Annotated in this window: 12 protein-coding genes; all 12 read right to left on the reverse strand. The window is 38.9% G+C overall.

The features are described 5' to 3' along the window. Positions 1–293 precede the first annotated feature (293 nt). The 12 genes from G3567_RS01610 to porW all read right to left on the reverse strand — a co-directional run bounded on the left by G3567_RS01610 (position 294) and on the right by porW (position 13,949). Positions 294–3,542 carry a TonB-dependent receptor gene (locus G3567_RS01610; RefSeq protein WP_164003481.1) on the reverse strand — a complete coding sequence of 1,083 codons (3,249 nt, stop codon included), beginning with the start codon at positions 3,540–3,542 and terminating at the stop codon, positions 294–296. 197 nt (positions 3,543–3,739) lie between these two features. Beyond that, complete coding sequence (locus G3567_RS01615) at positions 3,740–4,993, reverse strand: peptidoglycan DD-metalloendopeptidase family protein (protein ID WP_164003483.1); 1,254 nt, start codon at positions 4,991–4,993, stop codon at positions 3,740–3,742. Positions 4,994–5,128: 135 nt separating this feature from the next. Then, on the reverse strand, positions 5,129–5,998 hold the full coding sequence (gene atpG / locus G3567_RS01620; RefSeq protein WP_164003485.1) for an ATP synthase F1 subunit gamma: 870 nt from the start codon (positions 5,996–5,998) through the stop codon (positions 5,129–5,131). 10 nt (positions 5,999–6,008) lie between these two features. Beyond that, complete coding sequence (atpA, locus tag G3567_RS01625; protein WP_164003487.1) at positions 6,009–7,589, reverse strand: F0F1 ATP synthase subunit alpha; 1,581 nt, start codon at positions 7,587–7,589, stop codon at positions 6,009–6,011. Positions 7,590–7,630: 41 nt separating this feature from the next. Then, positions 7,631–8,158 carry an ATP synthase F1 subunit delta gene (gene atpH / locus G3567_RS01630; RefSeq protein ID WP_164003488.1) on the reverse strand — a complete coding sequence of 176 codons (528 nt, stop codon included), beginning with the start codon at positions 8,156–8,158 and terminating at the stop codon, positions 7,631–7,633. Positions 8,159–8,166: 8 nt separating this feature from the next. Beyond that, positions 8,167–8,661 carry a F0F1 ATP synthase subunit B gene (locus tag G3567_RS01635; protein ID WP_164003489.1) on the reverse strand — a complete coding sequence of 165 codons (495 nt, stop codon included), beginning with the start codon at positions 8,659–8,661 and terminating at the stop codon, positions 8,167–8,169. Between the two features lie 77 nt (positions 8,662–8,738). Continuing rightward, complete coding sequence (gene atpE / locus G3567_RS01640) at positions 8,739–8,963, reverse strand: ATP synthase F0 subunit C (protein WP_003434627.1); 225 nt, start codon at positions 8,961–8,963, stop codon at positions 8,739–8,741. A gap of 25 nt (positions 8,964–8,988) precedes the next feature. After that, positions 8,989–10,077, reverse strand: coding sequence for a F0F1 ATP synthase subunit A (gene atpB, locus G3567_RS01645; protein WP_164003490.1), 1,089 nt, complete (start codon positions 10,075–10,077; stop codon positions 8,989–8,991). Positions 10,078–10,367: 290 nt separating this feature from the next. Continuing rightward, the gene (locus G3567_RS01650) at positions 10,368–10,763 is read right to left on the reverse strand and encodes a DUF6168 family protein (protein WP_164003491.1); all 396 of its coding nucleotides are present in this window, start codon (positions 10,761–10,763) and stop codon (positions 10,368–10,370) included. Between the two features lie 6 nt (positions 10,764–10,769). Continuing rightward, the gene (locus G3567_RS01655; RefSeq protein ID WP_164003492.1) at positions 10,770–10,985 is read right to left on the reverse strand and encodes an AtpZ/AtpI family protein; all 216 of its coding nucleotides are present in this window, start codon (positions 10,983–10,985) and stop codon (positions 10,770–10,772) included. Further along, positions 10,985–11,401 carry a bactofilin family protein gene (locus G3567_RS01660; protein WP_164003493.1) on the reverse strand — a complete coding sequence of 139 codons (417 nt, stop codon included), beginning with the start codon at positions 11,399–11,401 and terminating at the stop codon, positions 10,985–10,987. Before G3567_RS01660 ends, G3567_RS01655 begins: the two co-directional genes overlap by 1 nt. 1 nt (position 11,402) lies before the next feature. Next, complete coding sequence (gene porW, locus G3567_RS01665; RefSeq protein WP_449421280.1) at positions 11,403–13,949, reverse strand: type IX secretion system periplasmic lipoprotein PorW/SprE; 2,547 nt, start codon at positions 13,947–13,949, stop codon at positions 11,403–11,405. Positions 13,950–14,032 lie beyond the last annotated feature (83 nt).

Raw genomic sequence — 14,032 nt, forward strand, 5'->3', positions numbered from 1 at the left:
TTAAGACAATGTTAAGAAAAAAATAACTTCTATCAGGAATTTAGAAAAGGGGATAAAGTCTCGGGTTGCACCTTTTATTTTAATAAAAGAAACTAAACTTAACCATCTGAATAGCTTGTACTTACTAATAAAAGACAAGATTCATAAGATTTTAAAGACTAGATAATTATCGGGTTAAAGCTGTGTTTATTTCACTAAAAAGATCATCTCAAATCAAGACTCAATTGAATAATTGTTAAAAAAAAACGAGACCCCTAAGGGGTCTCGTTCTGAATAAAATGTTGAGTGTTTATCTATTCAAAGATATATCTTAAGCCAACTTGCATTTGCCATCTTGAAGACAGAATCCCTGAATCATCAAAGTTCTCAATGCCTTGCTCATTAAAACGGCTGTCGAAGGAGAATTCAGGATTTGGACCTCCTCGCTCAGTGGTTAAAAGACCTAGGTTTCCAGGAATAAATGGTCGTCTACCCCAATCTTTATTGATCAAGTTTGTGAAGTTGAAAATGTCAAAGGAAGCCTGAAGCGTATGTTTCTTATTGTTAATATTCAAGCTGAAGTCCTGTAAGAATTTAAAGTCAACTACATGGCTCCATGGTCCGAATGTGCCATTACGCTCTGCATACTGACCTCTTCTTTCGCTTAAATACTCATTGTTTTCAATAAACGTATTTAAGGCAGCCCACTGTTCTTGTTGTTGCTCTGGTGTTCCTTCAAATGTAATTTCAGAAGCATCTCTTGGAATATAGATAAGAGCATTGTCTCTGGAATCATCGTTAAGAAGATCACGACCTTCATTATAAACAAAACTATATGGAGACCCTTCTAAACCATTGTAGAAAAACGAAAAGGTGCTCTTTAAATTATCGTTCCATTCATATTCATAAGAAACGTTTGCTGAGATTCTGGATCCTATTGAGAAACCAGATCTCTGAGCTCTAAGATCTGAATTTTTACCGTTTACAGTTTCAATACCTCTCCATTGAGATGAGTTCTGAGAAGAAGTTCCTTCAAAAATATTGTAAGAATCTCCATAGGTATAGGCAATTTGTCCGGCAAAACCATTCTCAAATGGCTTGGTCAGCTTAAACGTTGCATTGTAAGAATACCCCTCACTTGTATTAGAACCTAAGATAATTCTTGCGTAAGTATCATCAACTAGATCTCTTCTGTCGTAAAACGGTCTGTTATCTGCTCCATTCAAGGTTCCTACAGGACCTTTGACGTTCAGGTTTTCATAGTAAACAGCATGTATAACATCTGTAAAAAGGAACTCTCCTGAAGCGATTAATCCCCAGACTGGTAATTCCTGGTCAACAGCGATGTTATATTTGGCCACCTGTGGTAATTTGAAATCTGGCGTGAAAATATCGATATTTCCACCAACAGCTCCAGAACCTGGCTCAGCTCCTGGCTGAACTGGTTGGTTGAAAGGATCTGCAATAAAATAATCTGGTCCTGGCGTAGTGAAGTCTGCAACAAATCCAGAGGTTACCCCGTTGTTATTGTAAGCACCACCTGGCCATACCAAAGGAATTCTTGAGGTAAATACACCTACACCACCTCTAACCTGAGTTCTTAGGTCTGAGCCTAAATCCTTACCTAGATCCCAGCTAAAACCTAATCGTGGAGAAATGTATAATTGACTTTCAATGGCCTGACCTACTCTGGCCCCTTGTAAATCTTTTCCGTAAGCTTCTAAAAGCTGAACAGATCTTGTATTGAAATCGTCGTTCACAGTACCATCACTGAACATAGGAACGTCGAAACGTAAACCTACACTCAAATTGAAGTTATCTGACATTTTTACGTCATCCTGAGCATACACCCCTATTTGAGAATACTGAAATTCTGCAGCTCCTCTTGAGTCATCACCCACACCTCCTAAAAGGGAGTAACCTCTGGAAAATCTATCTACTGGGGCATCGTTGTTAGGATCGTTATCTAAATACGTGTAAAAATCTGCAACGCTCTCAAACGTATAGTCCCCGAAATTCTGTGGAACGAACACATTTTTTACATCAAAGTATTCAAAGTTAGCACCAAATGTTAATTTGTGACGTCCTCTGTAAAGCTCAAAATTGTTGGTAATGTTCAATAATTTTTGCTCAAGTAAATTCGCTGTTGAAAAGGGCTCGGTTCCAAATCGGATACTACCGTTAGCAGGATTAGCCTGAGTACCGTTATCCTGAATTGTCACCTCAGGAAAAGGATCCCCTGAAAAACCTCTGTCATCTAAAACGTCTGTATAAGCGACAAGTAAATTGTTCGACATATCCGATCCATTCGAAGTGTTCCACTCTATGGTTGTAGAATTCGTTCTTGTAGGGAAAAGTTCACTTCCATTCACGAAGTTGATTCCTCGGTCATTGCTTAAGCGGGTTTCATTTTCCTCAGCATTAACATAACTGTTTTTTACAGTTATCGAGTTTCTTTCGTTTATGTTCCAGTCCAAACGCGCAATAAGTTTATCACTTTGCAAGGTAAGCGGAGCACCTTCAAAAGCACCTGGGTTGTAACCGAATTTATCGATGATATTTTGTCTAAGATCCAGGATATCCTCTCTGTCAGAACCTCCCTGGTAGCGATTAAAATTAAAAGGCTGAGGCGTTTCGTTTTCCTGTCTTTCGTAGTTCACAAAGTAAAAAAGCTTGTTTTCAACGATGGCACCCCCTACTCTGGCTCCAAAGGTTTTGGCTGTAAACGGATCTAATTTTGTTCTATTATCCTCGTTGATAGCCGTTGGCGTTTTACCTGCTAAATCTTCATTTCTGAAATAGTAGTAGGCTGAACCTTCAGTATTATTGGTACCGGCACGTGTAATCGCGTTAATCGATCCACCGGCAAAACCTGACTGTCTTACGTCGAAAGGAGCTAAGTTAACCTGAAAAGATTCAATCGCATCGATAGAAATTGGACTTACTCCTGTCTGACCTCCATTGGTACCGGAAGCAGCTAGTCCAAAAACGTCGTTGTTTACAGCACCATCTATGTATATAGCGTTGTATCGGTTGTTCTGACCACCCAATGAAATAGCTCCATTCTCACCAACCTGGGCTTCAGGAGTTTTTCTTAAAAAGTCTCCCAACGAACGTGTTGCTGATGGCAAGGTGTTGATTTCTCTCTGAGAAATGTTCGTGTTTGATCCTCTTTGTCCTGAATCAAAAACACCTCCTTTAGTCGCTGTTACTACGACTTCGTCTAAAGCATTACTGGATTCTGCCATGTTTCTGTTAATCGTCTCAGAAACTCCTAATTTTAAAAAGAGGTTTTCAATTTCGATATCTTCAAATCCAACGTAAGTAATTTTTACCATGTAAGGGCCTCCAACTCTCATGTTTGGAATCCTAAAGAAACCATCAAAATCTGTTACAACACCATACTGTGTTCCAGTTGGCGTGTGCACAGCAATAATGTTAGCTCCCGGTAGCGGATTCCCAGTATTGTCATTGATTTTTCCATCAATAGATGAGGTTGTCACCCCTTGTGCATAAATACCTACTCCCATAATTAAGAATAAGCCAAGTAGTAATTTTTTCATGTGATTTTTTTTATACAAATTAAAGCCCAAAAATAAGTTTGAATATTAAGATAAGGTTAAGAAAACCTGTTAAAAAAATAAAATTAGAAAAAAAAATGTGCTTTAAAGCAGGCTGAAAAATAAAACTGTATTTATTTATCAAGATGAAATACAGGAAGTTGTAAAGTTTTTTGACTTATCCTGTGTTGAAAAAAAAACTACTTAATTTCCATATAGTCTACCTGGTCAATTTTGGCTTTCAAAGGAGCTATAAATTTGAAATAAGCAGGTTTGAGTTCTTCTTTCATGGGTTCAGCTTCGGGTAAATCTTCTTTATAGGGATCTACCTGACGTCCGTTTACCCAAAAGCGATAACACACATGCGGACCTGTGGCCAGACCTGTCTGTCCTACATAACCAATAATTTCACCCTGCTTTACATACTGTCCAACCTTAACGGCGCGTCTGGACATGTGTAAATATTGCGTAGAATATTTGCCGGTATGTTTCACTTTTACATAATTTCCATTGCCCCTGGTGTAGCTGGCTTTGGTCACGACCCCGTCTGCAGTGGACCAGATGGGAGTTCCTGTAGCCGCAGCATAATCTGTTCCTTTATGTGCTTTCCAGCGTCTTTGCACCGGATGAAAACGACGTCCAGTGTAGCGAGAGGATATTCTGCTAAACTGCAAAGGTGCTTTTAAGAAGAACTTTCTAAGTGTTATTCCATCCTCGTCAAAATAATCGGTACGCCCGGTTAAGGAGTCCACTTCAAATTCGAAAGCATAAAACTCGCGACCTCTGTGTTTTAAAACGGCAGCATCTATGCCTTCTAATCCGGCATAAATCGTATCATCAATATACTTTTCTTTATAGATCAGCTTAAATTGATCGCCTTCCTGAAGTTTGAAAAAATCTACACTCCACTGGTATATATCTGAAAACCTGTTGGTCAGCAAATAGTCCAGACCTGCTTCATCTATAGCATCAGAAAGATTTGAGGATATAACTCCAGAAGTGGATTTTTGCTTTATGGTAATAGGCTTTGACCTGGCAACACCTGTTAAACTGTCGAGACTGATCACCGCATAATCGATAACTGACTTTTGATAGACGAAGTGCTCAACACGTTGAGTAGAATCTTTACTTTTAAGAATCGCATAAGGTTTCCCGGTGTTAATTCTTCTGAAATTCATCACAGAATCCGGAATACGCTGGGTAATCTGATAGACTTTGCCTGGTAAAACGCCATGACTATCCATGATAGTTCCAAAGGTATCACCTCGTCTTACGGTATCGAAAACAACTTCGAAATCGCTAAGCGTAAAACCAAAGCTTTTGGGTTCTGGTATTCTTTTAACCTTGATGGTTTCAATTTCTTTTGCTGAAGCGGTTTCAACATCTTGATTACATGATAACATCATGATAGCCAGTAATACAGAAAGAAAACGAAAGTTGGAAATGTTAAGCATAAAGGTTTTAATTAAAACGGCAAAAATACATTTTATTATGTGAAGCCAAATAAGGATTGTCATAACTCTGGAAAACATAAAAAAGTCTCTTTTGGAGACTTTTTTATGTAAATTAATCAAGTACTGATTTCTGTATTAGCTATCTGCTAAAGCTTCAGCACCGGCAACAATTTCCAGGATCTCATTGGTAATGGAAGCTTGTCTGGCTTTGTTATAGGATAATTTAAGATCATCCCTCAGTTCAGTGGCGTTGTCTGTGGCTTTATGCATCGCCGTCATCCTGGCCCCGTGTTCTGAAGCTACAGAATCTCTTATGGCTTTAAACAACTGTATTTTTAAGGACTTCGGAATTAAATCCTCTACAATTTCAGCTTTATTAGGCTCAAAAATATAATCTGAAGAAATGCTATCGCCTTCCATTTTTTCCGGAGACTGGATAGGCAAAAACTGCTCAGTGGTCACAATTTGTGTAGCTGCATTTCTGAAGCTGTTGTAAACCAATTCAATCTTATCGTATTTCCCGGATATGAATAAGTCCATAAGGTGTTCAGCAATCTCAGCAATATCTTCATAAGACAACTCATCATAAATAGAATTGTAAGATTCCTTAATGGCGTTGTTCTTTTTGAGGACATCACTGGCTTTTTTACCAATCCCGATAATGTCTACTGTTTTGTCAGCATAATTATCATGCATCAGGCTTCTTACACGCTTGACGATGTTGGTATTAAAGGCTCCGGCTAGTCCTCTGTTGGAAGAAATAGCAACGACTAAAACGTTTTGTACTTCCCTGTTTTCAGCATACGGGCTATTCGCATCTTCATCCAAGGCTGCACTTAAACTTTGTAATAATTCCGTAAGTTTCTCAGCATATGGTCGCATATCTTCAATCGCATTTTGAGCGCGATTGAGTTTTGCAGCAGATACCATTTTCATGGCACTGGTGATCTGCATGGTAGACGATACCGATGTAATCCTACTTCTTAATTCTTTTAAATTAGCCATAAATCAAACCTTATGCTTTGTATTTTGCGGATATTTCTTTCGCTGCACTTTCAAGCGCATCTGTAAGTTCTTCGGTATATTTACCGGCTTTTAGCTGATCTAAAACATCGCGATGCTTAGAGTTCAGGTAAGACAGGTAGTCTTTTTCAAATTCCTTGATTTTATCTACCGGTACATTTCTCATGAGGTTTTTTGTCCCTGCATAAACGATAGCGATTTGCTCTTCCACAGGATAAGGATTGGCCTCAGCCTGTTTCAGGATTTCAACGTTTCGTTTTCCTTTTTCGATAGTATTCTGAGTAGAAGCATCCAAATCTGAACCAAATTTAGCAAAAGCTTCAAGCTCTCTGTATTGTGCCTGGTCAAGTTTCAAAGTACCCGCTACTTTCTTCATCGATTTGATCTGAGCAGAACCCCCTACACGAGATACGGAAATACCCACGTCGATCGCAGGTCTTACACCCGAGTTAAATAAATCTGAGGTTAAGAAAATCTGTCCATCGGTAATCGAAATTACGTTGGTAGGAATATAAGCCGATACATCTCCGGCCTGAGTTTCAATAATCGGTAAAGCGGTAAGAGATCCTCCTCCTTTTACTTTTCCTTTTAAAGCTTCAGGTAAATCATTCATCTGCTGTGCAATACCATCATCGTTAATGATTTTTGCAGAACGCTCAAGCAATCTGGAGTGAAGGTAAAATACATCCCCTGGGTATGCTTCACGGCCCGGAGGTCTTCTTAATAATAAAGAGACTTCACGATAAGCAACGGCCTGTTTTGATAAATCATCATAGATAATTAATGCGGGTCTGCCTGTGTCTCTGAAGTATTCACCAATCGCTGCACCTGCCATTGGGGCATACACCTGCATGGAAGCAGGATCTGAAGCATTTGCTGCTACAATAGTTGTATACGCCAAAGCACCACGCTCTTCCAAAAGATTTGCGATACCTGCTACTGTAGAAGCCTTTTGTCCAATGGCCACATAGATACAGTAAACCGGCTCTCCTTTGTCGTAAAATTCTTTTTGGTTAAGAATCGTGTCAATACATACAGAAGTCTTACCTGTCTGTCTGTCACCAATCACCAATTCTCTTTGACCTCGTCCTACAGGGACCATCGCATCAATAGATTTGATACCCGTTTGCATAGGTTCTGTAACCGGTTGTCTATAGATAACACCAGGCGCTTTTCTCTCGATAGGCATTAAAAAAGTCTCCCCTTCTATCTCGCCTTTTCCATCGATGGTTTCACCAAGTGTGTTCACAACACGGCCAACAATTCCTTCTCCAACCTGGATTGAGGAAATCTTTTTGGTTCTCTTTACAGAATCTCCTTCGTTAATGTTATTGGATTTTCCTAAAAGTACGATACCAACGGTATCCTCCTCAAGGTTAAGCACCATTCCATTAAGTCCTCCTTCAAATTCCACAAGTTCTCCAAGTTCTGCGTTGGTTAAGCCATAAACGTTGGCAATACCATCACCAACTCTTAAAACTGTTCCTACTTCATCCAGAGAGGTTTCGGATTCGAAACCTGAGATTTGTTTTTTTAAGATTGCTGAAACTTCAGCAGAGTTTACTTCAGCCATAATTTATTTTGCATTAAATGGTAAATACATACCGCTTAGTATTATAATAATTGTCTTTTGAATCGGTTAAGACTGCTAGATACACTTCCGTCAAACTGAAGGTCTTTCAATCTGAGTATAAATCCCCCAAGAATAGATTCATCAACTTGGTTTGTAAGATTTGCCGTGTAACCAGTAATATCTTTAATTTTTGCCTGAACTTTTTCTTCCAGCTCCTTCGTCATTTCTACTGCTGTAATCACAGTAGCAGTCTGAATGTGATGCTTGGTATTGTAAAGTTCGATATATGCTCTGGAAACGTGTTCCAATAGATCAACCCTGTTATTTTTGACCAGGGTTTTGATGAGTTGTTTCACTAAAGTCTCGACCTCACTAAAAACTTCTAAAAGCACAGCTTCTTTCTTACCGAGTTCAATTAACGGACTCGTAAGCATAAGTTTAAGATCTTTATTATTGGAAATGGTAGATTGTATGGACGCAAAGTTTTCTAAAACCTTATCCTCCACCTTGTTTTCTTCAGCCAGTTCAATAATGGCTTTCGCGTACCGTTTTCCTGCTCTACTTCCCATGTATTTTGTTAGTTAAGTTTAACGTCGTCAAGCATTTTGTTCACTAAAGTCATCTGCTCTTGCTTGTCATCCAGCTGTTTCTTAACAACAGTTTCAGCAATTTGAACCGATAGCTCAGCCACTTGTGACTTGATTTCTGCTAAAGCTGTTTTCTTTTCGTTTTGAATAGCCGCCTGTGCTTTTTCAAGAATTTGTTCAGCCTTTTGATTTGCATCTTCAGTAGCTTCAGCAATGATGGATTTTTTCATCTGCTGAGCTTCCTTAAGCATCTCATCTCGTTCAGCTCTGGCTTGCTGAAGCATTTTTTCATTGTCAGCTTTCAGGTTAGCCATTTCTTCTTTGGCCTTTTCAGCAGAAGCCAAGGCCTCATTAATTGAAGCTTCTCTTTCGCCAACAGCTTTCATGACGGGCTTCCAGGCAAATTTTGTCAACAAGAATATAAGAATAATCATGACAACAACTTGCCAGACAAATAAACCGTATTCAGGAGTAATTAAATCCATATATGATAACTATTTTTTGATTCTAAAAATTAAAACCCTCATCCAACCAACCGTTGGTTATGAGGGTTTTCATCATTCTAAGTGGTTAGGACACCTAATAGAGCGGCTACTACTCCAAAAAGAGCAACGCCTTCTACAAGTGCAGCAGCAATAATCATTGCGGTCTGAATTTTTCCAGAAGCTTCTGGCTGACGAGCGATAGCTTCCATGGCAGAGCCACCGATTTTACCAACGCCAATTCCTGCTCCTAAAACTGCTAAACCAGCTCCTAAAGCTGCAATACCTACGTGTAATAATTCCATAGTAAATAAATATTAAAAATTAAAGTTAATGATGTTCATGTTCTTGCACCGCCATCCCGATAAACAAGGCTGACAGCATGGTAAATATAAAGGCTTGCAAAAATGCAACTAATAATTCTAAAACTGTAATGAATAAAGCAAAAGGAACCGATATAGCGGCTACACCCGCAGTCTCTAGTATAAAAATCAGTCCGATTAAACTCAAGATAATAATGTGACCCGCTGTGATGTTCGCAAACAAACGAATCATAAGCGCGATAGGCTTAATGAATACCCCCAGTATTTCTACTATTGCCAGGATTGGTTTTACAAATGTTGGAATACCCGGCATCCAGAATACGTGTTGCCAGTAATCCTTGTTAGCGTTAACCAAAATCAGAGCTAAGGTGAATAATCCCAAAGCTACTGTAATTGAAATATTACCGGTCACGTTGGCTGCGCCTGGCAGTAATCCCATCAGGTTGGCAATCCAGATAAAGAAAAAGACCGTTAACAAAAACGGCATGAATTTCATGTATTTCTTTTCCCCTATTTGTGGTTTTGCGATCTCGTCTCTTACAAAAACAACAAGCGTTTCCAATATGTTTGTAAACCCTTTAGGCGCTTTCTTAGATTTTCTGTAATGTTTTGCCAGACCCATGAAAAGAATGATCATCAAAATTGAGGTCAGCAGCATCGAGGCCACATTCTTGGTTATGGAAATGTCAAAAGGGCTATTGGCGTTTAAAGCAGCATGCTCTTCTTCATTATATTCAAACTCCGTTTCACCTTCATTTAAAACAAAAATCTTTTCGTGATAATTCACAAACTTCTGTCCGTTGGCTTCAACGATATACTCTCCTTCCACATCGTGATGAAATGCACTTGACATAAAGGATACCAATCCTTTATCTGTCCATAAAATAACAGGTAATGGAATTGTGAAAGCATCTTCTCCTTCTCCAAAAAAATGCCAGCCGTGAGAATCACTAATATGATGCATTATCATTTCGGTAGGATTGAAACTTTCATCTATAACTTCATCCGTATCCAACTGAGCGAAAGAAGAAAAGGTATTTAAAATAAGCAAGAGCATAAGAGCCACTGTAATCTTTGAAGATTTGTGTGTTGCCATAAATTGTTGACTTAATATCAATTCGAAAATTTCGTGCAAATGTAAGTTTTTACTTTCTAATTATAAATAAAAGCTTCAAAAAAAAACTTTTTTAGCAACTTGCCTTCCCTTTCAAATCTATTTGCTTAAGAATCAAACTAACCAGCTGCAATCATTCATGATGCACTATCATTTTGAATGCAGTCGTCAGACACCCAGATAAGCAATCAAAATAGGGTTTTGGCTAATTTGTATTACGAGCGGAAATGCTTACCAGTTCTACAGCGCAAGGCGCCTCATCAGAACACACCTCACTCCTGAGACTCTTCTTTCGGGTTGATAAATTTGATGACCTGTACAGCCTCAAAAATCAAAAACAAAAAGTAAGGTACAAAAAAGTTCAGAATGTTAGCAAAAGAAGGCTTGTCATCAGAAAGAAATCCCGGAAGTAAAAAAAGGATTGCCGCCAGCATTTTGAGCAAACTCGTCCCCATAAACGCAAATCCTGCATGATCTTTTGAATTTGCATAAACCAGCTGGATAATTCCGGCAACAGCCAGTGCTGAAAGGACATGGAAGAGATAAATAGAACTTATCGAGTAGTATGTAATAATGGAGAACACAGCATCTAAGCCCCAATGCATAAGGAAAATAATCAGCGCAAAAATCAATATGGAGACGTAGGTGTTTTGAAAGAGGTTCTTCATGCTTACTTAGTCCTTAAAGTTTTTGAGTGAGGTAATGACTTGTATCAGGGCGACAAAAATACCAAGAAGCGACAAAACAATGGTGAAAAGTCTGGACGAATCTGTATAGGTTTTGTCCAGCCAGATTCCAAGGAACACCGAACCGGCAATAACAATAGCCATCTGCAAACCTATTCCCGTAAAATATAACCAGGGATTTGGCTGCCTGTTGTTTTTAGACATTAGCCCAGGGCGCTTTTTTTGGATATTGAAGGTTCCTCCTTTCGGGAAAGAGATTTCACATTGCCCTTCATGCTACAGGTTGCGTTTAATATGGCTCCAGGCTCTATTGAAAGCTTATCTGTAAACACTTCTCCTTCAATTTTGGCGGTAGCTCTTAAGGTCAAAAATTTACTCACCTTCAATTCTCCCTTAAATTCTCCTTCAAAATCTGCGTTTTCACATTCGACCTGACCTTCGATGTAACCTGATTTACCTACCACAATTTTACCGGGAGTTTTGATATTGCCTATCAGTTTTCCTTCTATACGGAAACTTCCCTGGGACTCAATATTTCCCGTAAACGTAGTTCCCTGAGCTATTTTATTTTGCTCCTTCGTTAAGTCTGAATTCATGAGTCTTTTTTTTTCTGAAAACATGTTATCTATAATTTTCTAAGTAGTCATCGAGGTTTTTGTGCCTCTGAGCAATCTTGTAATTCTGTTGTGTTATCACAAAATAAGTGAAATTTTTGTCGATAATAGCGTTTTTAATAAACTTTTCAGCCAATTCTTCCGCAGCAGCTTTGCTCCTAAGACCTTTCAGAGTGATTAAAGTTTGATTTGGTGTGTAATTATTTTCATTCAAACTAAGGTTAAGTCCGGGCTCCTTTTGAAGAGCAGCGAGTAGATCTTCTTTAATGCCGTGGATTTTTGACTCTGGTGTAGCCTTAGTATCAAATTTAAATACCAGCATATACTCCGAATCCGGAGCCGGATCCATGTCAAATTCAGATGAAAACGAGCTGTCTTTTAATTGCTTATACTGTTCCTGAGCGTATTTTCCTTCTTTAGACTGAGGATAGGTTAAGGCCACATAATTGAGCGCTTCCATGTAAGCCTCTAAACCTTCAAGCTTAGCCAATACCCGGGCTTTGAGAAGTTCCAGCTTTGGCAGAATCGAGTTTCCCAAGAAGACCTTAGTATACGTTTCGATTTCATTCAGTACACCCTCATAATGCTCTGCCTGGTAATCCCTGAATAATTTGTTATAAATATTTTGCGGATTATCTGCAGCAGTCCTGTAGGCTTCTGGATTTCTTAAAATACTGGCATAGCTGGACTCTGGATGTTTGTTCAATATTTCGGTTTTCCATTGCATAGCCCGTTTAACATCGCCGGTCTCCTCGTAGATTTTATAGAGGTAATACGTTGAGGGTAAAACCAGGCGCTCTTCCGGATCATTCTCCAGCAAAGCCTCTAATTTTAAAATCGCCAGATCATTCCTTCTGAATTTTTCCTTGTAAAGGATTCCAAGCTGATAGTTGGCAAAGTTTCTCTCATCAGAAATACTATCGATTATTGCTTCATCTGTAGGGATTTTTGCAATATAGGTTTGAGGATTATACTCCGGTTTCAACTCCTCCTCGACAACAACAGCCTCTTCGCTTTCGATATTCAGACCGGAACTTCTTACAGGGTCTCTTCTCCAGTCATCGGTTAACTGAATATCCCCCCAGATTCTTCTGAATACCACTTCTCCTTTTTGGGCTTCAATACGATCGTAAAAGTAAAAATCGCTGGGATTGTTTCCCTGTGCTCCAATTTGACTCCTCTGAGCTCCAAATCTTGAATCGGCAAGTTTGGAAGCGCTTTCCCTGGCGAATACGCTTTTTTCCTCTTCCTTAAGTTTTTCGATATAGGCTGAAAATACCTGAATTCGCTTTTCGTCTGAGGCATTTACCAAATTTAAAATGCTGTCAGTTTCTTTTGCAATTCTTTCATAGTTAATAACCTCTTCAAGATTGTCTTTTTTCCTTTTAATCTGAATATGCTCTAAGGTGTTCTCCGGTAAATTGGTTAATGTACTGTCATAATATTTACCAGCGGTCTCGTAAGAGGCTTTATCAAAATAGATCTCCCCAAGATTGAAATAATTTCTGCTTTTCAAATACGTATCGCTCGGCTCTTCCCTTAAAGATGCATTGAATTTTTCTACTGCGAGTCTAACCGAATCTTTTGCGAGTCTAAAGACCGCGTTATCATAATATATAAAATCCAAAAAAGGACGGTTTTCTCTGTTCTCCGCCATGTCCTGAAACGCCAGTTCGGTCTCATTCCAGGAGGTCTTTTCAAGGTCCTTAAGTCTCAGTTGTTCGAGTTTAGAATGAATTCTATACCGGCGTGGCGACTTCCTGTTTAGAGCAATCACCTCATCAAAACTCACCCTGGCACTGTCCTTTTCTCCTAATAAAGCATACAGCTGTCCTTTTATAAAAAGCAGTCTTGCTTTCTTTTCCTCATCTGGAGCGGTGGCAATTGCCAGTCTTAAAGGTGGAATTGCAAATCTTTTTTCATCTTCAAAGATATAAGCCTGGGCAAGCGTCGCAGAAGCTTCATGCTGTTCTAAGGCTGATAATCCTGAAGTCTTGAGTAGCGAGTCCAGATTTTTGATAGCCCTGTCAAAATTCTCAAGTCTCAAATTTGTTTTTTCCTGCCAGATCACCGCTTCATTGATGGTTGAGCTTTCCGGGTAGTGATTCAGTATAAAACTAAAGGCATCTTTGGCCGGAATAAAACGCTGATCGAAATACCGTGCTTTCCCCAGAAGCAAAAAGGTTTCGTCTATCTGTGGGTTGTATTCCTTACCCTTGATAAACATCGAATGTTTCTGTATAGCCTTTGTTGCTTTTTCTTCTGCTTCCTGAAAAGGAGTATTTTGAGAAGCTTCTGAATTTCGGCCTGTTCTTCGGGAAGGCGTTTCCTTTATGGCCATTCTTTCAATTGGCAGGACGGCCCAGTAATCTTCTTTATAAGCATCTTCAACTTGCTGTTTCCCTTTTTCAAGGGCAAGGTTGCCATTATAAACAATGTTATAATAGGTGGTCATCGCATGAAAATTCTTATTCAAGAATTTGTCTTTTTTTCTTGAACAGGAAGTAATCATAGTTACTCCAAGAATAAGTAAGAGAAGAAATTTTATGCGCATTTAAAACAATCTAGCCTATATAACTTAAAAAAATAAGTGATAGTATGTCTCTGTAAAAATAGGCAGGATTTATAAATTTTGGC

It is taken from the genome of Psychroflexus aurantiacus (assembly GCF_010820555.1).
GTDB lineage: Bacteria > Bacteroidota > Bacteroidia > Flavobacteriales > Flavobacteriaceae > Psychroflexus > Psychroflexus aurantiacus.

Bases quoted from the DNA above. Each gene is read 5' to 3' on its own strand.
- G3567_RS01610 (WP_164003481.1), bottom strand. From the start codon at position 3,542: ATGAAAAAATTACTACTTGGCTTATTCTTAATTATGGGAGTAGGTATT.
- G3567_RS01615 (WP_164003483.1), bottom strand. From the start codon at position 4,993: ATGCTTAACATTTCCAACTTTCGTTTTCTTTCTGTATTACTGGCTATC.
- atpG (WP_164003485.1), bottom strand. From the start codon at position 5,998: ATGGCTAATTTAAAAGAATTAAGAAGTAGGATTACATCGGTATCGTCT.
- atpA (WP_164003487.1), bottom strand. From the start codon at position 7,589: ATGGCTGAAGTAAACTCTGCTGAAGTTTCAGCAATCTTAAAAAAACAA.
- atpH (WP_164003488.1), bottom strand. From the start codon at position 8,158: ATGGGAAGTAGAGCAGGAAAACGGTACGCGAAAGCCATTATTGAACTG.
- G3567_RS01635 (WP_164003489.1), bottom strand. From the start codon at position 8,661: ATGGATTTAATTACTCCTGAATACGGTTTATTTGTCTGGCAAGTTGTT.
- atpE (WP_003434627.1), bottom strand. From the start codon at position 8,963: ATGGAATTATTACACGTAGGTATTGCAGCTTTAGGAGCTGGTTTAGCA.
- atpB (WP_164003490.1), bottom strand. From the start codon at position 10,077: ATGGCAACACACAAATCTTCAAAGATTACAGTGGCTCTTATGCTCTTG.
- G3567_RS01650 (WP_164003491.1), bottom strand. From the start codon at position 10,763: ATGAAGAACCTCTTTCAAAACACCTACGTCTCCATATTGATTTTTGCG.
- G3567_RS01655 (WP_164003492.1), bottom strand. From the start codon at position 10,985: ATGTCTAAAAACAACAGGCAGCCAAATCCCTGGTTATATTTTACGGGA.
- G3567_RS01660 (WP_164003493.1), bottom strand. From the start codon at position 11,401: ATGTTTTCAGAAAAAAAAAGACTCATGAATTCAGACTTAACGAAGGAG.
- porW (WP_449421280.1), bottom strand. From the start codon at position 13,949: ATGCGCATAAAATTTCTTCTCTTACTTATTCTTGGAGTAACTATGATT.